This window comes from Pantoea sp. X-Soil-ISGK-259, from assembly GCF_059730705.1.
The window spans coordinates 2220621-2239408 of record NZ_AP035986.1 but is presented as its reverse complement, the minus strand read 5'-3'; the positions used below and the strand labels follow the sequence as shown (position 1 = coordinate 2239408).

The 18788-nt window shown below is 52.2% G+C and carries 23 protein-coding genes and 4 pseudogenes; 6 read left to right on the top strand and 21 right to left on the bottom strand.

Annotated features, from left to right (window positions below; genetic code table 11):
- Positions 1 to 7: 7 nt before the first annotated feature.
- From AC6I77_RS10510 to AC6I77_RS10485, 6 genes are read right to left on the bottom strand one after another with little or no spacing between them, the layout of a single operon-like run.
- Positions 8 to 400: a tail fiber assembly protein gene (locus AC6I77_RS10510; protein WP_105099103.1), complete on the bottom strand. Its 393-nt coding sequence runs from the start codon at positions 398 to 400 to the stop codon at positions 8 to 10.
- Positions 400 to 1632: a phage tail protein gene (locus tag AC6I77_RS10505; protein WP_497816868.1), complete on the bottom strand. Its 1233-nt coding sequence runs from the start codon at positions 1630 to 1632 to the stop codon at positions 400 to 402. The genes AC6I77_RS10510 and AC6I77_RS10505 overlap by 1 nt, the downstream gene beginning before the upstream one ends.
- A complete protein-coding gene (locus AC6I77_RS10500; RefSeq protein ID WP_008925347.1) occupies positions 1629 to 2237 on the bottom strand; it encodes a phage tail protein I in 609 nt (202 codons plus the stop codon). The genes AC6I77_RS10505 and AC6I77_RS10500 overlap by 4 nt, the downstream gene beginning before the upstream one ends.
- Positions 2230 to 3138 carry a baseplate assembly protein gene (locus AC6I77_RS10495; protein WP_497816867.1) on the bottom strand — a complete coding sequence of 303 codons (909 nt, stop codon included), beginning with the start codon at positions 3136 to 3138 and terminating at the stop codon, positions 2230 to 2232. The genes AC6I77_RS10500 and AC6I77_RS10495 overlap by 8 nt, the downstream gene beginning before the upstream one ends.
- A 4-nt stretch (positions 3139 to 3142) precedes the next feature.
- Positions 3143 to 3493, bottom strand: a complete 351-nt coding sequence (locus AC6I77_RS10490) for a GPW/gp25 family protein (RefSeq protein WP_497816866.1) — start codon at positions 3491 to 3493, stop codon at positions 3143 to 3145.
- Positions 3490 to 4074, bottom strand: a complete 585-nt coding sequence (locus AC6I77_RS10485) for a phage baseplate assembly protein V (protein WP_497816865.1) — start codon at positions 4072 to 4074, stop codon at positions 3490 to 3492. Before AC6I77_RS10485 ends, AC6I77_RS10490 begins: the two co-directional genes overlap by 4 nt.
- An 88-nt stretch (positions 4075 to 4162) precedes the next feature.
- Here AC6I77_RS10485 and AC6I77_RS10480 point away from each other — a divergent pair, with 88 nt between their 5' ends.
- On the top strand, positions 4163 to 5287 hold the full coding sequence (locus AC6I77_RS10480) for a hypothetical protein (protein ID WP_497816864.1): 1125 nt from the start codon (positions 4163 to 4165) through the stop codon (positions 5285 to 5287).
- Between the two features lie 2 nt (positions 5288 to 5289).
- Here AC6I77_RS10480 and AC6I77_RS10475 read toward each other — a convergent pair whose 3' ends face one another.
- The 7 genes and pseudogenes from AC6I77_RS10475 to AC6I77_RS10445 all read right to left on the bottom strand — a co-directional run bounded on the left by AC6I77_RS10475 (position 5290) and on the right by AC6I77_RS10445 (position 7639).
- A complete protein-coding gene (locus AC6I77_RS10475; RefSeq protein WP_497816863.1) occupies positions 5290 to 5736 on the bottom strand; it encodes a phage virion morphogenesis protein in 447 nt (148 codons plus the stop codon).
- A pseudogene (locus AC6I77_RS10470) lies at positions 5733 to 6201 on the bottom strand (phage tail protein). The gene AC6I77_RS10475 and the pseudogene AC6I77_RS10470 overlap by 4 nt, the downstream one beginning before the upstream one ends.
- The gene (gene lysC, locus AC6I77_RS10465) at positions 6134 to 6406 is read right to left on the bottom strand and encodes an Rz1-like lysis system protein LysC (RefSeq protein WP_346555256.1); all 273 of its coding nucleotides are present in this window, start codon (positions 6404 to 6406) and stop codon (positions 6134 to 6136) included. The pseudogene AC6I77_RS10470 and the gene lysC overlap by 68 nt, the downstream one beginning before the upstream one ends.
- Positions 6303 to 6725 (bottom strand): Rz-like lysis system protein LysB, encoded by a 423-nt coding sequence (gene lysB, locus AC6I77_RS10460; RefSeq protein WP_192072557.1) that lies wholly within the window; start codon positions 6723 to 6725, stop codon positions 6303 to 6305. The genes lysC and lysB overlap by 104 nt, the downstream gene beginning before the upstream one ends.
- A complete protein-coding gene (locus AC6I77_RS10455) occupies positions 6722 to 7231 on the bottom strand; it encodes a lysozyme (RefSeq protein ID WP_497816862.1) in 510 nt (169 codons plus the stop codon). Before AC6I77_RS10455 ends, lysB begins: the two co-directional genes overlap by 4 nt.
- Positions 7215 to 7433 (bottom strand): HP1 family phage holin, encoded by a 219-nt coding sequence (locus AC6I77_RS10450; RefSeq protein ID WP_010255079.1) that lies wholly within the window; start codon positions 7431 to 7433, stop codon positions 7215 to 7217. The genes AC6I77_RS10455 and AC6I77_RS10450 overlap by 17 nt, the downstream gene beginning before the upstream one ends.
- A gap of 2 nt (positions 7434 to 7435) precedes the next feature.
- Entirely contained in the window at positions 7436 to 7639 is a 204-nt protein-coding gene (locus tag AC6I77_RS10445; RefSeq protein WP_064704198.1) for a tail protein X, read from the bottom strand.
- Here AC6I77_RS10445 and AC6I77_RS10440 point away from each other — a divergent pair.
- Together AC6I77_RS10440 and AC6I77_RS10435 are read left to right on the top strand one after the other, a co-directional pair.
- Entirely contained in the window at positions 7624 to 7803 is a 180-nt protein-coding gene (locus AC6I77_RS10440; RefSeq protein ID WP_497816861.1) for a hypothetical protein, read from the top strand. The genes AC6I77_RS10445 and AC6I77_RS10440 overlap by 16 nt on opposite strands.
- Positions 7803 to 8846 (top strand): annotated as a pseudogene (locus tag AC6I77_RS10435) (phage portal protein). Before AC6I77_RS10440 ends, AC6I77_RS10435 begins: the two are co-directional and overlap by 1 nt.
- 30 nt (positions 8847 to 8876) lie before the next feature.
- Here the strand turns inward: AC6I77_RS10435 and AC6I77_RS10430 are convergent.
- The 4 genes and pseudogenes from AC6I77_RS10430 to AC6I77_RS10415 all read right to left on the bottom strand — a co-directional run bounded on the left by AC6I77_RS10430 (position 8877) and on the right by AC6I77_RS10415 (position 12548).
- Positions 8877 to 9176: a DUF1493 family protein gene (locus tag AC6I77_RS10430; RefSeq protein ID WP_003854584.1), complete on the bottom strand. Its 300-nt coding sequence runs from the start codon at positions 9174 to 9176 to the stop codon at positions 8877 to 8879.
- Positions 9170 to 9628, bottom strand: coding sequence for an STM2901 family protein (locus AC6I77_RS10425; RefSeq protein ID WP_039660063.1), 459 nt, complete (start codon positions 9626 to 9628; stop codon positions 9170 to 9172). The genes AC6I77_RS10430 and AC6I77_RS10425 overlap by 7 nt, the downstream gene beginning before the upstream one ends.
- A gap of 405 nt (positions 9629 to 10033) precedes the next feature.
- Entirely contained in the window at positions 10034 to 10210 is a 177-nt protein-coding gene (locus tag AC6I77_RS10420) for a hypothetical protein (protein WP_497816860.1), read from the bottom strand.
- 323 nt (positions 10211 to 10533) lie between these two features.
- A pseudogene (locus tag AC6I77_RS10415) lies at positions 10534 to 12548 on the bottom strand (replication endonuclease).
- Here AC6I77_RS10415 and AC6I77_RS10410 point away from each other — a divergent pair.
- Both AC6I77_RS10410 and AC6I77_RS10405 read left to right on the top strand, forming a co-directional pair.
- Positions 12543 to 13040, top strand: coding sequence for a hypothetical protein (locus tag AC6I77_RS10410; protein WP_231572322.1), 498 nt, complete (start codon positions 12543 to 12545; stop codon positions 13038 to 13040). The pseudogene AC6I77_RS10415 and the gene AC6I77_RS10410 sit on opposite strands and share 6 nt — an antisense overlap.
- A 17-nt stretch (positions 13041 to 13057) precedes the next feature.
- Complete coding sequence (locus AC6I77_RS10405; RefSeq protein WP_008925341.1) at positions 13058 to 13498, top strand: WapI family immunity protein; 441 nt, start codon at positions 13058 to 13060, stop codon at positions 13496 to 13498.
- A 53-nt stretch (positions 13499 to 13551) separates the two neighbouring features.
- On the opposite strand, the gene AC6I77_RS10400 is transcribed toward AC6I77_RS10405, so the two are convergent.
- Positions 13552 to 13878: a tail fiber assembly protein gene (locus AC6I77_RS10400; protein ID WP_105099113.1), complete on the bottom strand. Its 327-nt coding sequence runs from the start codon at positions 13876 to 13878 to the stop codon at positions 13552 to 13554.
- A 32-nt stretch (positions 13879 to 13910) separates the two neighbouring features.
- A pseudogene (locus AC6I77_RS10395) lies at positions 13911 to 14271 on the bottom strand (phage baseplate assembly protein V); the annotation flags it as partial.
- 1486 nt (positions 14272 to 15757) lie between these two features.
- Here AC6I77_RS10395 and adhP point away from each other — a divergent pair.
- Positions 15758 to 16780: an alcohol dehydrogenase AdhP gene (gene adhP, locus AC6I77_RS10390; protein ID WP_003852659.1), complete on the top strand. Its 1023-nt coding sequence runs from the start codon at positions 15758 to 15760 to the stop codon at positions 16778 to 16780.
- A 426-nt stretch (positions 16781 to 17206) separates the two neighbouring features.
- Here the strand turns inward: adhP and AC6I77_RS10385 are convergent, their stop codons facing one another.
- Together AC6I77_RS10385 and AC6I77_RS10380 are read right to left on the bottom strand one after the other, a co-directional pair.
- Positions 17207 to 17392 (bottom strand): hypothetical protein, encoded by a 186-nt coding sequence (locus AC6I77_RS10385; protein WP_003852661.1) that lies wholly within the window; start codon positions 17390 to 17392, stop codon positions 17207 to 17209.
- A 230-nt stretch (positions 17393 to 17622) separates the two neighbouring features.
- Entirely contained in the window at positions 17623 to 18765 is a 1143-nt protein-coding gene (locus AC6I77_RS10380; RefSeq protein WP_497816859.1) for an acyltransferase family protein, read from the bottom strand.
- Positions 18766 to 18788 lie beyond the last annotated feature (23 nt).

Here is an 18788-nt window from a genome sequence, read left to right as displayed (position 1 = left end):
GAATTTTTTATTCAGGCTTATCTGGCCATCTGAAATCTGGCGCGGTCGTGATATCCGTCCGACTCAGCATAACGCGGTATCTTTTCCATGCAGCCAGTCGCGTTAGTTCCTCGTCAGTTGCAATGCTGATATCAACCGCATCCTGCAAAGGGGTTATAGTACGATTAGCTTCGTCCATTTCTGCCGACAAACGGCTGCTGGCCAGAAAGCCAGCATCTTTGGCATCCACAAATGGCGCTGTAAATACGCCGTCACTGTAGAGATAATTACAGCCGGGCTGTTCAGACAATGCGGTAATATCTACCCACTCCAGTGACGGATGATAGAGTTTCTCTGGCTTGACACTCATAGAGACAATTTCCGCAACTCGCTTATCTTCAATCCGGGCGTAGGTTTTCATCAGCTGAACTCCTCAATATAAATAATACCGTCAGATCCATAACTTCCGATAAAGGGATCGGTACGCGTTGTACCTCCGCCGCCTGCACCATAGGTATTTTTTTTGCCTGATGATGAGCTTTCCCCGCTACGGCTACCGCCGCCCCAGTAACTGACGCCGCCGTCACCAGAGCCGCCCCGGTAAGGGTTGCTTGAGGCCGTAATCAGTCCGGGCGCGTCGCTGCCATCACCCCCCTGTATATTTAACAATCCGCCTATGGCCGAGCCGCCAACGCCACCGGCATCACCGGAAGTCGTATTATAGCCATTGCCCGCTGTCAGCTGACCGTTAAAGGTACTGCTAGTCGCGCCGTCGGTTTCGTTACTGCCTCTACCGACTACGCCAGGATAATTTTTTGTCTCATCCACGTTCAGCCAAGCGATTACCGTTCCGCCTGCTCCCCCGCCCGCACCACGGGAAACATAACTCGATCCCCAGGCAAGATAACCATAACCCCGGCCACCACCTCCGGTCAGGATAATCTTGATTCGTTTCGTTCCCGGCGTGGGTTTGTAGTTAACTGCTCCGGGCGTGGTGAAAATCTGGTACCCGATAAAACGGCCGGAAAACTTATCGCTGATGCCAAGATTTTTCAGAACGTCAGGCAACAGCCCGGCATCGGCCATTTCCTTTAATGCGTTTTCAATTAACGGGTACTGACCATGCGGATTAGCGCTTTTGAGATGCTTTGCCATCACCTCGTCAGCGTAGGCTTTCACCTCGATCACAGCGTCATCAACATACTTACGCGTTGCCAGCACCACTGACGGATCAATTTTCAGCGTGACGGCGGTTGTGCTGTTCACGATTAAAATCATGCGCACGGTCTGCGTCCGGCCGCTGCCTTCGGCCAGCTGAGGCTTGTAAGTCTCCGGGCAGTTAGCAACGGCAATCAGCACGTCGTCAGCGTCATACAGGCCGATTTCACGGATCCAGAATCCGCCCTCGCTTTCCGGGATGATCTGCTCTGCGATAATCTGGCTGCTGTTTGCCGCGTCAACGGTCAGCGAATTAAGCTGCGCGCGTCGCTTCTCGCCAATGAGCTTTGTCTGTGCCGCATCAGGGGTCGGCAGTGTGCCGCCACCGTCGCCGACGCCCATCGAGGCGATGTTTACTTTCGTGCCGAGTGCGGCGGCGTTCGCCAGCTTAGCCGCGCCCTGATTGGTCAGCAGGGCAAAATATTTTGTCGTCATGCGCTCACTTCCGTCAGGTCAATAAGATGCACCGCCACGCCGGAATAACCCGGCCCGCCGACGCTGATAAGTTCAGGGGTATAGGGATAAACGGTCAGCTCGTCGCCGCTGTAGCTGGCAACGGCAACCGGCAGCGCGCCGTTCACGTCAAGATTGATAGACAGGCCGATAAGGTGACGGCTGCAGGGCTTCGCATCGGCTATCAGGCGCTCAAGCTCGTTATACATTTCCTCAGTAATGCCGGTATCGAGTACGCCCACATCCAGCCGGAACGTGCCAGGCGCTTCGCCGGTTTTCCACCACTCAATGATTCTGATGAGATAGCCCAGAGGCTCAACGACGCGGCGTATAGCGCCAATCGTTCCCTTGTGCCGATGCACGTACTGCGAGGCGGCAACCACGGCGCGCTTTGTTGATTCCGGCCAGGCTGAATCCCAGCGATCAACTGACCACGCCCACGCCAGATAGGGCAGAAGCTCTACCGGGCAGGCTTGCGGATTCCATAACTGGCGCAGCGGCACGCTCATCGTACCGGGGCTTGCAAGAGCCTCGGCGGCAGCAACCTCAAGCGCTGACGAGCCGGTCGGCAGCAGGCGATCACTCATCCGAGCCTCCCACGGTCAGCGCGTATCCTGTGCAGTAAGCGGCCTGGGTTTTGTCTAGCACCACGTCAGCGGAAGGCTTGATAAGGTTGACGCGCTGCACGCCCTCAACGTGCATGGCGGCATACAGCGCAGACAGGCGAATGTCACGGCCGAGACGCTTTTGTGCGCTGACAAAGGCGGCGAGTTTTGCCTCTGAAGCGGCACGGACTGGCTCCGCTTCCGGCCCCGGATAGAGGTAAAGCTCGGCCTCGATTTCGTAACTAACAATCTTCGCTGACTGCACGCTCACCCGGTCGGCAACCGGGCGCACGTCTTCGTCATTGAGCGCAGCGTTAACCACGGCCAGCAAATCATCACCGGCCACGCCGTTGCCCTCACGCGCGAGCACAGTCACGGTAACAACGGCGGGCGACGGGCTGATGGCTGATGCATCGGCTACGCGTCCGTCGGCGCTTCTGGCGTGATACTCATATGCACCGGTCGGCCCGGCAACGCTCAGCCCCTCAAACGCCGAGGCAATGCGCAGCCGGAAATCGTCGTTACTTTCCATTACGGCGGCGGTCGGCGGGATGCTCGTATCGTCGGCCGGGGTAATGGTCAGGCGGGTTACGCCATTATTCGCGCCGAGCTGGTCAAGGTCGCCATCCAGTGCATAGGCAACCATAACGGCCTTTGCCGCCTCGTTGATGCGCTGGCGCAGGATCAGTTCACGATAAGCGTTTTCCTGTAGTAGCTTCACGATGGGTTCTGACTCCAGTGTCAGCGTGCGAGCGACGGCCTCTTGCTGGTCGGCAGGGTAAAGGGAAATCAGCGTCGCCTTTCGCTCGGCCAGCAGTGTTTCATAATCCAGAGCCTCCACCACGTCAGGCGCGGGCAGCTGGCTCAGGTCGATAGTTGCCATAGTTTCAGCTCACAGGAACGGTTAAGGAAAAAGGCTGCGCGCGGTCGGTGCGGTTGCCGGACAGCTCAACCATCATTGCGCCGTTAATATCCGACTCAAAGCTGATGGCGGTCAGCTTTATGCGAGGCTCCCATTTCAGGATCGCCATATAGCAGGCCGACATAATCTGCAGGCGCAGCGCCTCGTTTTGCGGCTGGTCAATCAGCGCGGATAAAAGCGAACCATACTGGCGACGCATCACCCTCGTGCCGAGCGGGGTCAGCAGAATGTCCCGCACTGACTGCCGGATGTGATCGAGGTCGGTCAGTGCGCCGCCGGTTTCCCGGTTCATGCCGATGTATTTAGCGGTTGTCATATCGGTTCCCCCGTCTGGCCGCCGCTGTCGCCAGGATGTTTATGCTTGTGCAGAATCTTGCCGTTTGAGGAAAGGTTGCCGCCGGTATGTGTAACGTCGCCTTTCATCGTGCCGCCCTTAGTGACTTCCAGCTGCGCAGTTTTGAGCAGCGCTGTGCATTCCACTTCTGGCGAGTCGAACAGGATTTTCACCGCTGCTTTAATGGTTGCGGTCTGTATGCCGGTTGCAGTCAGCGCGCCGTTTTCCGGCTCGTACTCGATCACTGCGCCGTCAGGAAATGACCAGTGCAGCGCATGGGCTGAGGCTGACGGAGCCGGGTTGTCATCAGAGAAAACCCCCGGCAGCACAAAGCCGGTATCAAGTTCACCGCCAAGGCACAGAACAAGAACCTGCTCACCCACTGACGGCGCATTCCAGGAACGGGTTTTACCCGCGCGGGCGCTCAGCCAGTGCAGCCAGTTGGTTGTATTTCTTCCCGTATCGACACGGCACAGTCCGCCGTCGAGGTTGACGGCCGACACGGTTCCGATGCGGATCATGTTGCGCAGCAGGCGCTGAATTTCTGTGATTTGTGTATTCATGAATGCATAATCTACTTCTTCAATTTTTTTCGACAACATGGCGTTGTTTGTCTATAGATGAGCGCACAGAAATTAACGGGAAGGAAAAATGAAAAGCTTTTTCAATGATCAAAAATTTAAAGATTCCATTACTACTTATATAAAGGTAATAAAAAAACAACCTACCCAAGGAGAATTTGAAGAAAAAAGGAATGGCTTTATAGCTTGGTTGTTAAGTGATATGGCTACAAATGCAATATCTTGGGATGAAAAAACACCTTACAATAAAAAATTCATTTCACACCATTTCAAAAAACGTATTGATGACGCTGATATGAGTAAGGAGAATATAGATCAGCTATACTCCATTGTTTTTCGCTTTGCTGTCGAGGAACATATCAACCACCCTTACAATGATGATGATATTGATTTCACCGAATTGAAGGAGTTTAGCCGTATACATTTAAACCTTTTCGCGCAGACAGCTTCTGGTCAAGTTGAATTCGCACTTTCTGACATGGGTTTGTCTATATTGAGACATCTTATGACTAGCGAAGAACTCTCGGATATAAAAAAAACAGGTGACTTCAAAAAATCAATCGAGCAACTACATGTCGATTGGAATGCAGAGCTTGATAAGCAAAAAATCGATACTGATACTGTTAAACAAAAATGGAAAAGTGATTTGGATGAAACTGAAGCCAGGGTTAATCAGCTTCAAGAAACGCTGAACAACCAAAGAAATGCCTTTAATTTTGTTGGCTTATATCGTGGTTTTGAATCCTTAAGTGATGCAAAGGTGACGCAACTTTATTGGGCTAGATTATTTGTTTTCGGACTTGGTTTGTTAGTTCTTGGGGTTATTCTTTTTGAAGTGATTTCTTTTCATTACACTAAGGAATTAAATAATGGGCTGCATGATTATCTTTCTCTGATACCTGTCTCATCATTGGTTCTTGTGTTGATATATTACTTCAGGGTGAGCTTGGTGAATTTTAACTCAATACGAGCACAAATAATGCAGATAGAGTTAAGAAAAAGTCTTTGTCAGTTCATCCAAAACTATGCTGACTACAGCAGCAATATTAAAAGCAAGGATAGTAATTTACTTGATAAATTTGAAGACATAATTTTCTCGAACATTATGCCCTCTGAAGATAAAATACCTTCGACTTTTGATGGGCTTGAACAAATAGTTTCCTTAATAAATGCAGTAAAAAATAAAGGAAAATAATCTTATCCAATGCGTGCATATATGTATTGCCTAATCAACTCGAAATCAGCATCAGTAATACCTAGCAGAGGCCGGGCCTCATACTGCACTTCTATACCCTTACGCGAAGGCCGGTCGCGCAGCCCGTAATGATGCACGCGGGCCATGCGCTGCACGTTACCCGCAAACTCTATCACAGCCTCATTCGGGCTGGCCTGCGTCTTCATGTATTTAGCTGTGCGCAGCTTTGCAAACATCTCGCGCTTTATCCGGCCCTTTTTGCTGCGCACCGGCTGCGTTTTGCGGGGCTTAAACGGCGTGCCGTCGGGTGCCTGTTGGCGCTTAATGTTTTGCTGCTGACTCGCGCGCAGCTTCTTCGCGATGCTGCGCGCCATCTCTTTACGCGCCGGGGCTGACAGGCTGCTGATAAGCGCCTCCAGCCGGTCATTTACCAGCTGCAGCTCGCTCATGTCTGCAACTCGCTGACCATCTCACCGCGAACATAAAGCTGCACCGGCCGCGCGTCATTCTCCGGCAGCGGGTTTCTCACCGACATGCGTCACGTGCAGCCCGTCGTCGGCCCGCCTCACGATCACGCGCTCGCTCAGCTGCAGCTCAATGCTGATATCGCTGGCCGTGTCGCTGATAACATCCGCCTCAAAGGTAAAGCCCGTCCGGCGCTTTTCCTCGCTTGCCATAATGTCGGGTTCATTCGTGCGCAGCCATGCCAGCAGCGGCACGATCAGCAGGTCGATATTACCGGCGTAGTCGGTAATAACCATGTTAAGCCGGTACTGGTATTCAAACGACAGTGAGCTGGCAAGCGTCGAGACGATGCGCCCGCTGTCGATAAACACGTTCAGCGCATCAGGGTTTCGCTGCAGCTCCGGCACGCTGTCGGTCAGCACCTGGCGCAGTTGTTGCGGTTTCAGCATCGTGTTGTTCCTGGCAGTCTTTGATGATTTCGACCTGCAGCCCGCAGGCGGCGAGTGCGGCCTCCAGCTGGCGATTATCCGCAGCCAGATCGCCCGCCGTTTTAAGGCTGTTTCCCGGCACCGGGCAGCTTGTCACGCGCGGACACCCAATCCAGATAATCTCTGGCGCTGGCGAAGGCCGGGCGGGCGTGCAGCCGGATAACATCGTCAGGCAGAGCAGCAGCAGACCAGTCACGCAGTATCGGATTTGCATCGGTTTCTCTCTGTATGGTCATTTCACGGTTAAGCGCGGCCGTGCTGGCGCGCCCCTGCATCAGCCGCAGCTCGGCCTCGCGCTTCTGGCTGGCCCTTGCATCCGCATCCAGCCTGGCTATCGCTTTATCCCGGCTCTCGATACCGGCTGACAGCGTGCCGATAATGCGCTGCGCGCTGGTCAGGTCGTCTTTGGCTACTTTCCACTGCCAGCCGGTTACGCCCAGCGCCAGCAGCGCGACGGCCAGAAGCAGCGCTATCAGGCGCGTCATGACACACCCCGCAGGCAGTAGGCTGTCTCATTCGCGCGGCGGTTCTCCAGCCCGCGATTCCTCACGCCCTTAACGAACACCCAGCTCCGCAGCTCATTACAGGCATCACGCCAGTGCTGCAGCCTGATGTAACGGGCAAAGGTCGAGCTGCAGGCCGCGCGCACGCCGACGTTAAAGGCGAATGACACGGCCGTGTCATAGACCGGCTGTGGTATATCGCTGCGCATACAGGCATCGATCCCGCGCTCGACGCGCATCACGTCATACACCAGATTAACCGCCACCTGCCGCTCGCTGACCTGGCTTTGCGGCGTCACGCCCTCTGTGTGACCGATGCCGTTAGTCCAGACTCCGGCGCTGCACTGATAGGGCGAGGTGCGGCACCCCTCAGCGTTGGCGATGAGCGCCAGTCCGGCGTCGGACGTTTTCAGGGTTTTGAACTGTGGCAGCAGCACGGCAATCGCCAGCACGGCTACCACGGCGCAGCGCTTAACGGTCTGGCTCAAGGCTCACCCCCCGCAGGCGCTGCAGCTCGTAGGTTTTGCGGCGGTAATGCCAGTTGATAAAGAACGTCGCCACGTTAGTAATGAGCGTGATAACGGCCACGCCGGAACCGACCATAAAGGCGATATCCTGTGGCGTATGACGGCCGAACCACATGAGGATGAGGCCTATCAGGTAGTTGATCACAGAGCTGATTTTTTCCATTTTCAGTCCCAAAGGTTGACGGTTTCACCAGCTGAAGATTCAGGCAGGTCGGGCAGCGTGACCTCACAGCCGTGCGGCAGCACCGGCCCGCTTTCGGCAAGGCCCGGATTAGCCGCGTAAACCAGCTCGACGGCCTGCCCGGTTCGCCCGTAATAGCGCTGGCAGATTTCGTCAACGGTATCGCCCTGCTGTGCGTAAACGTTCATCAGAGCAGATCCACAATGCAGCCGGGCTTACCGGCGATGCGGCTGATACTGAATCGCGCGTCGCGCCAGTACTCGTCGCCGCTCGCCTCGATTTCGCCCGCCTTTTTCGTGCCGCTGGCGCAGCCAGCGGCGGCGCTAATCCCTCAATTCTGGAATTTTACTGATGAGCAAACGCAGAGGCCGCAAGGCTCACACCGCCACCGCGCAGCCGGTACAGGCAACCGCACCGCAGCAGCACGCCGAGGCGTTTACCTTTGGCGATCCGACGCCGGTAATGGATAAGCGCGACATTCTGGATTACGCCGAGTGCATCGGTAACGGGCGCTGGTTTGAGCCGCCGGTCAGCTTTAACGGCCTGGCGAAAAGCCTGCGTGCGGCCATACATCACAGCTCGCCGATTTATGTAAAGCGCAACATTCTGGCATCAACATTCATCCCGCACCCAATGATGAGTCAGCAGGAGTTCAGCAAGTTTGCGCTGGATTATCTGGTCTTCGGTAACGCCTTTGCCGAGCTGCGCCGTAATGGCTTGGGTAAGCCGCTGCGCCTTGAAACCACTCCGGCCAAATTCACCCGCAGAGGCGTTAAGGATGGCGTTTACTGGTTTGTGAATGACTGGAAAGAGCCGCATGAATTTTCGGCCGGCAGCGTGTTTCATCTGCTGGAGCCGGATATCAATCAGGAGCTGTACGGCCTGCCGGAATACCTCAGCGCGCTTAACTCCGCCTGGCTGAATGAGGCGGCAACGCTGTTCCGCCGCAAGTATTATCAGAACGGCGCGCACGCCGGTTACATCCTGTATATGACCGACGCGGCGCAGAGCAGCAGCGACGTTGACCGGATGCGCCAGGCTATGCGCGACACGAAAGGGATCGGCAACTTCCGCAACCTGTTTATGTACGCGCCGAACGGTAAGCCGGACGGGATCAAGATTCTGCCGCTCAGCGAGGTAGCGACGAAGGACGATTTCTTTAACATCAAGAAGGCCAGCCGCGACGACCTGCTAAGCGCACACCGCGTGCCGCCGCAGATGATGGGGATTATCCCGGACAACTCCGGCGGATTCGGTGATGCGGTGAAAGCGGCATAGGTGTTTGTGCGTAACAAACTGACACCGCTGCAGGAACGTCTGAAGGAAATCAATAACTGGCTGGGCGAAGAGGTGATCGCCTTCCGCCCTTATTCGCTGGAAGCGGCAACAAACTGAAGATGTAACGCCTGCCTGTGCAGGCGTTAGTTATTTACCCAACCAGCGCCCGGCCTGTGCAGACTCAACCAACAAACGGAGAGTAAGCGGATCATGCGGTGCGGTGAAATCTTCCGGGAAATAGTCGTTAAAAGAGATGGTGCCGGGGTCAATGCCAAAACTGTCAGCATACCGCTCAAGTAATTCATAAGCGTCGATGGGATCCATGCGAAAGTCGTTGTTCAGATCAGTGTCCAGCTCAAGCTTGTAACGTTTTAATGTAAACAAGCTTCTGCCGTTATAATCTTCAACCAGCGCAAATACTGCCTTCTCTATATCCTCACTTACCATATTCTGTCGTCCTTATGGGCAATAAGGTTGTATTTTACCGTAGTTTTCCAGCCTATCTCCGCCACATCAGCGGCCATAATTACCCATCCTAAAACCGGTATTGTGCGACCGACGAAAGTACCCAATTTATGGGTCATCAACATTTTAATTTGGAATGGTTTTTTAGGGTTTTGTATCCACGTAGGCAACCTGAACGGGAGACGGTAATCGCGCAACAGCTTGCGAGAATACACCGAGGCATAAGAGGTACCTTTCCAGGCACCCTTTAACTTTCCTGACACGTCAATCGTATTCTGTCCCGAGTAAATTGCAGCTATGGCTATGATATCCTTTGCACCGCTAAAATGCTCAGCGGTCACATCAATCATAATCCAGAAATAAAGCTCTGCCGGGGAAAGGTTGGTAAGCCCGCCATAGAAGTAAGTCCCGTTTAACTGCTCAGTTGTATCCATATTATTCCCTTACATGGTTAACCGTATTGGTCAAAAATTTATCATATTAATTCCGATCAGTGCCATACCTCATCTGCCGCTCTCAGGCCCGATTTGCGAGGCTCAAATCCTCTTCACCAGTTCAATCTCATCAAACCATTGCGTGCCCCTCCGTGCCCCTGGCGCAGCCTCCGCATGCATGTTTGTACCCCTCGCGCGCAATGCTATCCCCGCCACGCCTGCCCGCTTTATGTATCGCTTTTCATGCATTTGCATGTACAACCTCTGAGCGCGCCAGCTCTGGTCTTACAGACGCTTAGCGATCCACTTTGGATCATGCGGATTAATGCAAGCATATGCACTTTGATGCAGAAGCAAAAAGCCACCTTAAAGGTGGCTAGTGAACGGTAGGGAAGGGGCAATTAATCATTCTGCCTGGCAGTAAATAGCGGCTTCGAAAATAGCTGTGTCGATTGTCCCTGCCATGTCGCTAATCATCGACAGTGCCATTTTTAATTCAACTTCTTTGCAATGTGCGATCAGCAATACGTCAGCAATGAACTGAATGCGTGCAACCGTTTCACTTAGATTATCTATTTTCATCAAATGATTAACTCCTTCTAGTCAAAAAATACTGTATGGATAAGCAGTATCATGATGAACTAAAATCGTAAACAATCGTGCGGCTCAGATTAGTCCGACTGCCGTTTTATTAATCAGGCAACTGTATGCCTCTTTTTCTCGCTAGTGCATTGAAGCGCTTTAATGGGGCGGCATTTTTGCGACGTCTATGGAAGATATACCCGCTTGTACCGCTCCAGTAAGAAAGCTCACCAATCTTGATTGTGTGGCCTTTCATCATGCGGACAGCTTCACCGTCGGACAGTGTTAGCCTGGAGATCTCGAAGAAACTCTTTTTCAACGCCTCACGTTTCTGCGCAATGACTCCGTTCAGAGTGATATTTGTCCGGCTCAGGTTGCTCCTGCGCTGGCTTTTCTCTTAATCGCTTAAGAATCCTTCTTCGCTCGGCGCGAGTAGGGGGCTTTGTGAAATCGATAGCGGCTTCAGAGCCTGTCGGCTCCGTACAGTTATTGACAGAACTCCGAGAGGACGCAGGCGCGTCCTTAAATTCAAAATCCAAATCAACGGCACGTTCGGGACAATCCTCCATTGCATCAGACGGGTTAAAATTGGCGTATCGTTGCCAACTTCAGTTGCGTAAACACCCTTGATACGCACAGTTTCCTCTCCGTACTCATTCATGTCTTCGCTTGCCTGATACCAGGTGCGCACAGCCAGCTCGTCGCGGCGCACAAATGGGCCACCCTGCGCGTTAACGTATCCGGCCCAGTCTCCTGCGTCGGCGGCGTCATGCGCGGCCGCAAACTCAACGCTCAGGCCGTGCGCGGTTTCGCTGTCTGCCATGCGGCGCAGTTCGCGGTAAACCGTGACCGGCGCACCGCCCACAAACTGAAATTGCCGGATGTGCCAGCGTGCCGCCCAGGCAGAAACGGCCGAGGCAGTTTCCTTAAGGTCTTTGCCGCTTTCGGCGTCCGTCTCGCCGTCCAGCGCGTAGCCGTCGATATTCTTGGAAATGTATTTAGCAACGTAACCCGTCGCGCTACCTTTCTCCGGGTCGATAGCCTCGGCGTGAAAGCGGGCCTTACGGGCTTTGTCGGTTGTCAGCTCGCTGCCGTCTTGCTGCCAGGCGTAGTCGCGCATAATCTCGCGCACGCGTTCAGCCTGCTCCGGACGCATAAACATGAGCATGTGCCAGTGCGGAGTCGCATCATGATGAGGCTCAGCAACGCGGATCCCGAAGATGCGGATTTCTTCGCGGTGCAGCTTGGCGCGGATTTTCTGCCAGACGCTGCAGAGATAACGTTGCGTGTCTGCCGGGCTGGCACCGTTCCATTTGCGGTTACGATGCCCGGTTTTGATTGTGGCGTGATAGCGCGCCGGGGCGGTGAGGGTGTAAAACTCGCCGATAAAGCCCATCTCGTTGCAGATGTTTTCGAAGCCGCGAATGCGGGTCATCAGCTCGCAGCGGCGAATCGCCGGATTGGCCACACTGCCGTCGTATTTCTCGATCAGGCTGATACGGTTGCCTTCTTCGTCTTCCAGCTCCATTCCCTTCAGAAACTCACGGGTGCGGCGCTTCTGCTCGCGCCACTCTGAAACGGTCATGCTGCTGGCGTAGGGGGTGTGCTTTTTGCTGACGTTAGCCAGGGCGATCTGAAGGTGTTCACGCCATGATGCAGCCACTCGCCGCAGTCGGCCTTTCCACCACTTTTCCGTCTGCATACGCATGATCGCCGGGATAACTTCCTCCGGGTCAAACAGCCGTGACGTGACTTTATCCCATAATGGCGGGGTCTGGCTCAGCTCACGGGTAATGGTGGCGGCGGTCATGTAAACGCGGTGCGTGTATTTGTAATCTGACTCGTCGCTGGCCTGCGCGTGCGCCTGTACCAGCTCAGCGAGAATGAAATTAGCCACATACCCGGCCAGCAGATCGACATCGGCGCGAGCCATATCCGGCAGGCGGTTAAAACGGCGCATTAGAATGAAAAGCTGACCACCTGCTATAGCCGCATTGTCGCGCTCAGTTGCGTTACCGCCGAGTAAACTTAATGTACTCCCCTTCATCACGCCGAGACGATATTGAGCATTAACGGTTTCAACGCGTGGCAATGTGCGCTCAACAAATGTCTTTGTTAAGTACGCATTGGCGCGGGCTGTTCCCTGTGTCTTTTCAAGATCACTAACGCGGCGTTTAACGTCGAGCTGTATCACAGTCGGCTGCTTTTCAAGTAGCTCCTGCGCACGCACTAAAGCCGCAATCATCTGAGTGCGGCTGTGCATTTCCTCATAGGTGGGATAAGGGCTGGCGATGGCTTCCCGTGGAGCATTCCACGGGTAAGCAAATTCCTCATGCATCAGACATTGCCCTGCCGGTGTTTATTGCGATGTTCCTCAATTTCCTGGCAGGAAACGCAGCGAATTACACTCAGATATGCGCGGCGGCGCGTTTCAGGAATTGGGGTATCACAGTCTTCACAAAATGAGGCGCTTATAGCAGGCGCGCGCGCGGCTGTTACAGCCAGAATCAGTCAAGGGACCATATCTCTTTTGCGAGGGCGGCTTAAAATCGGGCTGCATGCGCGCAATTTGAAAATGACCGAAACAGCAGCAAAACATATGCTTGAACCCAGTCGGTATGTACCTTTGCAGATTCAGGAAAGAGCTATTCGTTTTGGTAAGCGAATGCCAGACCCTCGTGAAGGAAAAGGAATGTTCCGATACGAAACGGATATTTATAAACTGCGCTACGATAAGCAGCGAAGGGAATATGTTCATCAGAAATACAAATTTGAAGTAATAGTCAGGGAATCAGACTGGACAATATCTCATTTTAAATATTTTTATTAGCTGACAAGGAAATTTCAATGTTTGATATCAGGAATGAAGAGTTTACATTCGCAATCGCTCCCTTTGAACGCGTAGTGGATAACGAAGCCGATCCTGTTAATCATCACTGGGACTGGATACAGTCCTGGGTGGAGTTTTCGGTAAGCGGCCTGAAAGTGGCATTTAAAACGGAGTTCACCGTTGGAGAATTGAAAATGCTGAAAAAAGAATTCTCAGCTTTTCATCAGGCGCTTATTAATCAGCAAAAGATCAGGTCGTTTAACTATCAGAGCGATATTCATCAACTGGACATGATACTGACCAATGAAAAAAGTATTGATGGCGTAACTGTTGATTTCATTCTTCGCCCGGAACCACATGCCGACAGCGTCCAGGTTAAAGGCAGCTTTGGCCTTGATGAAAGCTATTTCCCCGACATTCTGAATCGACTTGATGAAATGATTCAATGGCAGAATTAAACATTCTGCCATTGAAAATTTTAATAGAAAGCTACGGGCGTAAAACGAATTTTCTATTCAGGCGTTTTCGGCCAGCTGATAGCTGGCGCATTTGTGATATCTGCAGCCTGTACCGCCTGCACGTACTTCATCCAGGTGGTCAGCGTGGCTTTATCCGCATCAGTAATGATGCCGGGCAGCAGCTGCGTCTGCCATGCCTGAGTAATTCCGTTGACCTCACTCACGCCCGCTGACTTTTCGCTGGCCGCTGCGTCAAGCAGTGACTGCTGCTGCGCATCGCCGTCGGTTACCCACTTTTCACCGTCCCACTTGTCAAACGCGGTTGCTGGAGCCTGCGTTGTGGTGTCTGCCAGATAGTCGCTAGGCCCCGTAATATTCACTGACGCGCCCCGGAAACCGGGTAAACCGTTTCGCCACGATGGTCCGGCACGCTAATGTTGGCTTTCATCGTGCCGCCCTTTTTGACTTCCAGCTGCGCAGTTATGAGCAGCGTTGCGCATTCCACTTCTGGCGAGTCAAAGAGGATTTTTACCGCCGCTTTAATAGTTGCCGTCTGTATGCCGGTTGCGGTCTGTGCGCCGGTTTCCGGCTCGTATTCGATCACCGCATCGTCAGGAAATGACCAGCGCATCGGCCCAGGCAGACGGAGCCGGATTGTCATAAGAGAAAATTCCCGGCAGCACAAAGCCGGTATCAAGTTCACCACCGAGGCACAGTACAAGCACCTGCTCACCCACTGACGGCGCATTCCAGGAGCGGGTTTTACCCGCGCGGGCGCTGAATGTCTTCGGGTTGTTCATTCATGATTTAGATTTTATTTTCCCCACAAGCTAAAGCTAACATCAGTTACGCATAGCCAGCCCGTTGCGGCAGGAAAATGGCTACGCCATGCGCGTTAACGCATCCCGTCCAGTCTAAGTGGATGTTCCTTGTGAAATTTTATATGCTTATTGGATATTAAAATGATCATGACACTATTTGACGTAGATGCAGTGATTAACAACGAATAAAAATCAGATGCTATAAATGAGAGGTTGAATAAGTGAAGCGTGTATTTTTATGGCTCATGCAATCATTTATCTATTTAATCCCTGCTGCTTTAATTGTTGCAGGAGTTTATATTTTCATTCTATTTATTCCTGAATATGCGGCGATTATTAGCATAATATGGGTGATGGTTGTTTCTTATGTGTATATTAAATACAATCGATGGTATTAGGTTTGTTAAGAGATCTTCGTGATCCTGATTTAATCGATAGCGTTAAAGTGTGAAGTGTGACGAAAAAAATGATCTCCTTAGTGAGGTTGGCTGCCATTTAGCGATTATATAATCTGGTTTCTCTGGTTAAGTCCTGTCTGAGATATCATTGAGTCAGGCTCGCGCTCTGTCTTATTTTCTGACATATAAATCATCTTAATAACTGCTCTGTTATTCTTACTTTAGGTCCCCTTAATACTCATGATACCCCCCATTTTACTGCCAGCAGAACAGAGGCTTTCCGGACGCTTCTCCTCAAAATTGATCTCAATCAATATATCTAAACATCTTCCCCGAACGGTCCTCCACGTTTATTTAACGTATAAAAACCAGGTCGTAACCAGCCCCGGTGATTTTTAACCAGGGTTTATTATGTTCTTAAAAAAAGTTATTCCTTGTGCGATCGTGGCGTTAGCGAGTGCATCCATGTCTGGTTGTGTGATGGCAGAGGGAGGATACCATCGCGGCCCATCATCTGAATGGCATCATCACCATGCGTCTTATCAGGACCAGCAAAATGATAATGGCTGGAGCCACCATGCCGGACCAGCCGCATCAGAAAATAACGCTTCTCAGCATCTGGGGCCACCGCCCGCGACGGATAGTGCAAATCAGCATCTGGGACCACCGCCAGCCTCGGATAATTCTACTGAACACAGGGGACCGGCAACTGACAGTGGCATTCACCGCTGGCAACCGAGCGACTCCGCTGAGTAATTGATACGAAGCATTTAGATGAACAGGGGCGCTATCGCCCCTTTTAACCGGTAATCGCCGTCTGAAAAGGTTCTTCACGATAAACGTGCTTCACGCATCCAGTAAGTCACTCATGATTTCCAAAGCTTTAACACGCAAAATCCCTTTAGTAACGCACCTCAAAACTGACTTCACTCACAAAGGCAGCAACAACTCTTTCTGTCCCGCACCCAAAGCTAATCTGTAATCTTGCCATCATTCCCGTATGGCATATTCTTGAGATTCAATCAAAAGGAGTAACGTTTATGAAAGCGGCAATTGCTAATAGTGAACACAAGGTTGAAGTTGTTGAGAAGACGCTGCGTCCTCTCAAAACCGGTGAAGCCCGGCTCAGGATGGAATGCTGTGGTGTATGCCATACCGATTTGCATGTTAAGAACGGTGATTTCGGCGATAAAACGGGTGTGACCCTGGGTCATGAAGGGATCGGTATCGTTGAGGAAGTCGCACCGGATGTGACGTCACTCAAGCCTGGCGATCGGGCCAGCGTCGCCTGGTTTTTCAAGGGCTGCGGTCACTGCGAATACTGTAACTCCGGTAACGAAACCCTCTGCAGATCGGTAATCAATGCCGGTTTCACAGCCGATGGCGGCATGGCTGAAGAGTGCATTGTCGTTGCAGATTACTCGGTCAAAGTCCCTGATGGACTTGATCCTTACGCTGCCAGTAGCGTCACCTGTGCCGGTGTCACCACCTATAAAGCGGTTAAGGTGTCAGAAGTTAAACCGGGACAATGGCTGGCCATTTATGGTCTTGGCGGGCTGGGAAATCTCGCGCTGCAATATGCAAAAAATGTCTTCAACGCCAAAGTGATCGCGGTTGATGTCAGTGATGGTCAGCTGGCACTGGCGAAGGAGATGGGAGCCGATCTGGTGGTCAATTCGGCCAGCGAAGATGCAGCGCGCATTATTCAGGAGAAAACCGGTGGAGCACATGCTGCTGTGGTGACGGCGGTGGCTAAAGCGGCCTTTAACTCGGCGGTGGATGCGGTGAGAGCAGGAGGGCGCGTCGTGGCTGTCGGACTGCCGCCGGAAGCGATGAGTCTTAATATTCCCCGTCTGGTACTTGATGGCATTCAGGTGGTGGGATCACTGGTCGGAACGCGAAACGATTTGGCAGAAGCCTTCCAGTTTGCGGCAGAAGGGAAAGTCGTGCCTAAAGTGACCAAAAGGAAGATTGGTGAGGTCAATGACATCTTTGATGAGATGGTGCAGGGCAAAATCCGTGGCAGGATGGTAATCGACTTCACCGGTCACTCTGCTGATTAAAGTTCATCTGACTCCTGCAAAGGCCCGCATCCTGCGGGCTTTTTAATATCGTTAAGATCTCTCTGAGCCCTTCAGAGCACAATCCTTCTAACCATTAATAAGCCAGTCTTTATGTTTCATGATGTGATTTTGACTTGAACTTTACCGGTAACATTATAGTTTATGGGGTGAAAGGTTATTACACACACGTGAAGGAGGGTTATTTATGGCGAAGCATCACTTACTTAAATCGATTGAAATAACAGCGATTGTGCTCTTTGTTCTGATACTGGCATATCTGATTTTGACAGGGTTACTGTCATCAACAGGCGTGGATCATGCCTGGCCTTATCCCAATCAGTAACTGAGTGCCACACCAGGGAAAGCATTAATAAAATGACCCTCTCACAGGGCAAACAACCCCGCGATGGCGAGGTTGAATTGACGTTATACCAGACTCACTGACAGCAGTATCAGCTCTTCGGTTTCCAGCGACAGACTTTTTTTGGTTTCGAACATAAAGGTTTCCAGCGCCTCCTCGACATCGTCACCCTCAATAAAGGCGTGAGTCGTGACATGATTTTCACCTTTTGGCTTGATCACGTAAGAAACAAACCACTTCTTCTTTTCCATAATGCTTATCCTCGTTTTAAATCCTGATACCGCGTTTTGGCAATGGTATATTTTTATGCCAGACATTTAGCTGGTGGTGTGGAGTTCGACCAGCAAAGTCTAGTTCACCTCAGCAGGCGTGCTGGCGACGGCATGTGATAAACACCTGTTCAGAGCAGATAGATTGTGTAAGCGGCAATAAAAAAGCCCCATCCGGGGCTTTTAAAAAAAGAACGGCCGGTGTTAAAAACTCAACTGGTCTGATCGGCCAGCTTCGGCTTCAGCACGCGTTTACCCATCTGAATGCCGGGCTTCTCAACATACTTATAGAGTAAAGAGGCCAGGGCATAGGTTAGCGGGATGGTTGAGACACAGACGATCAGGAAGCGCATCATGTCGCTCTTAAACTCAATGTCGGTGTGAGTGAGCAGCAGCGCAATCATCGGGATCACAATCAGCAGGTGCAGCAGGTAGACCGAGAACGAGACGTCACCCAGCCAGGTGCTAAGACGGTTGTTCAGCAGCTTACGTGGCAGAGCAATCAGCGTTGCCATCAGGCTGCCCTGTGGGTATTGCCACAGAATTGCTGCCATCCCGACAATCATCAGCGCTTCCATTATCACCTGCAGCTTGATCGCGCCCATTCCCATTGCCACGCTGACGACCGGGCCGAGCAGCGCGAAGGCGACATAGAGCAGGGATTTACGGCGAATTGCTTCGGCCAGCAGCATGCCCGCCAGGAACATATTTAGCTTTATCAGAATCATGGAAGGCATTTCAAACGCCTCATAATAATCTGCCAGCACATACCGTCCGGCGCAGCAGAGCGCCATAATGCCTATCAGTGAGGCCGCATAACCAAAGCGCAGCGTCACCAGCATAATGAACGGAAACAGCACATAGAACTGCATCTCCAGCCCGATGCTCCAGTCAGGCAGCACGGTATTGAAACCATATTCGGGCAGCAGGCCGAACAGGAAGCTGAAGTGAGTGAGGATGTTTGCCAGTGACTGATCGGTGTAACGCGACGATTCAGTGGCGGTGCCGTAATAAAAATGGGCGATAGTGTCACGCATCTCGCCAAACCACGGGCCATAAATCAGCGCGATGATTAAAAGCAGATAGTAGAGCGGGGCGATACGGAAGAAGCGACGGATCCAGAACTTTTTAATGGTCTCCATGCTCTGCCACGGCTCTTTCTGCTGACGTTCAACATAGTTTTTCGCCATCAGATAACCCGATAACAGAATAAACAGATCGACCCCGATGCCAGGCGATGAAATCAGTGTGATGTGGCAATGTATCAGTAAGCTGATATGGCCAACCAGTACCCAGAGAGAGGCGATGCCGCGTAACCCCTCCAGCTCCGTGGACCAACCTCGTGTTGCAGACATAACTCTTCCTCGTTTTTATCCGA

Bases quoted from the DNA above. Each gene is read 5' to 3' on its own strand.
- lysB (WP_192072557.1), bottom strand. From the start codon at position 6,725: ATGACGCGCCTGATAGCGCTGCTTCTGGCCGTCGCGCTGCTGGCGCTG.
- AC6I77_RS10495 (WP_497816867.1), bottom strand. From the start codon at position 3,138: ATGGCAACTATCGACCTGAGCCAGCTGCCCGCGCCTGACGTGGTGGAG.
- AC6I77_RS10475 (WP_497816863.1), bottom strand. From the start codon at position 5,736: ATGAGCGAGCTGCAGCTGGTAAATGACCGGCTGGAGGCGCTTATCAGC.
- AC6I77_RS10430 (WP_003854584.1), bottom strand. From the start codon at position 9,176: ATGGTAAGTGAGGATATAGAGAAGGCAGTATTTGCGCTGGTTGAAGAT.
- AC6I77_RS10425 (WP_039660063.1), bottom strand. From the start codon at position 9,628: ATGGATACAACTGAGCAGTTAAACGGGACTTACTTCTATGGCGGGCTT.
- AC6I77_RS10505 (WP_497816868.1), bottom strand. From the start codon at position 1,632: ATGACGACAAAATATTTTGCCCTGCTGACCAATCAGGGCGCGGCTAAG.
- AC6I77_RS10480 (WP_497816864.1), top strand. From the start codon at position 4,163: ATGAAAAGCTTTTTCAATGATCAAAAATTTAAAGATTCCATTACTACT.
- AC6I77_RS10420 (WP_497816860.1), bottom strand. From the start codon at position 10,210: ATGAAAATAGATAATCTAAGTGAAACGGTTGCACGCATTCAGTTCATT.
- AC6I77_RS10500 (WP_008925347.1), bottom strand. From the start codon at position 2,237: ATGAGTGATCGCCTGCTGCCGACCGGCTCGTCAGCGCTTGAGGTTGCT.
- AC6I77_RS10485 (WP_497816865.1), bottom strand. From the start codon at position 4,074: ATGAATACACAAATCACAGAAATTCAGCGCCTGCTGCGCAACATGATC.
- AC6I77_RS10385 (WP_003852661.1), bottom strand. From the start codon at position 17,392: ATGGAAAAGAAGAAGTGGTTTGTTTCTTACGTGATCAAGCCAAAAGGT.
- AC6I77_RS10450 (WP_010255079.1), bottom strand. From the start codon at position 7,433: ATGGAAAAAATCAGCTCTGTGATCAACTACCTGATAGGCCTCATCCTC.
- adhP (WP_003852659.1), top strand. From the start codon at position 15,758: ATGAAAGCGGCAATTGCTAATAGTGAACACAAGGTTGAAGTTGTTGAG.
- AC6I77_RS10445 (WP_064704198.1), bottom strand. From the start codon at position 7,639: ATGAACGTTTACGCACAGCAGGGCGATACCGTTGACGAAATCTGCCAG.
- AC6I77_RS10490 (WP_497816866.1), bottom strand. From the start codon at position 3,493: ATGACAACCGCTAAATACATCGGCATGAACCGGGAAACCGGCGGCGCA.
- AC6I77_RS10405 (WP_008925341.1), top strand. From the start codon at position 13,058: ATGTTTGATATCAGGAATGAAGAGTTTACATTCGCAATCGCTCCCTTT.
- AC6I77_RS10380 (WP_497816859.1), bottom strand. From the start codon at position 18,765: ATGTCTGCAACACGAGGTTGGTCCACGGAGCTGGAGGGGTTACGCGGC.
- AC6I77_RS10410 (WP_231572322.1), top strand. From the start codon at position 12,543: ATGCATCAGACATTGCCCTGCCGGTGTTTATTGCGATGTTCCTCAATT.
- AC6I77_RS10510 (WP_105099103.1), bottom strand. From the start codon at position 400: ATGAAAACCTACGCCCGGATTGAAGATAAGCGAGTTGCGGAAATTGTC.
- lysC (WP_346555256.1), bottom strand. From the start codon at position 6,406: ATGTTATCCGGCTGCACGCCCGCCCGGCCTTCGCCAGCGCCAGAGATT.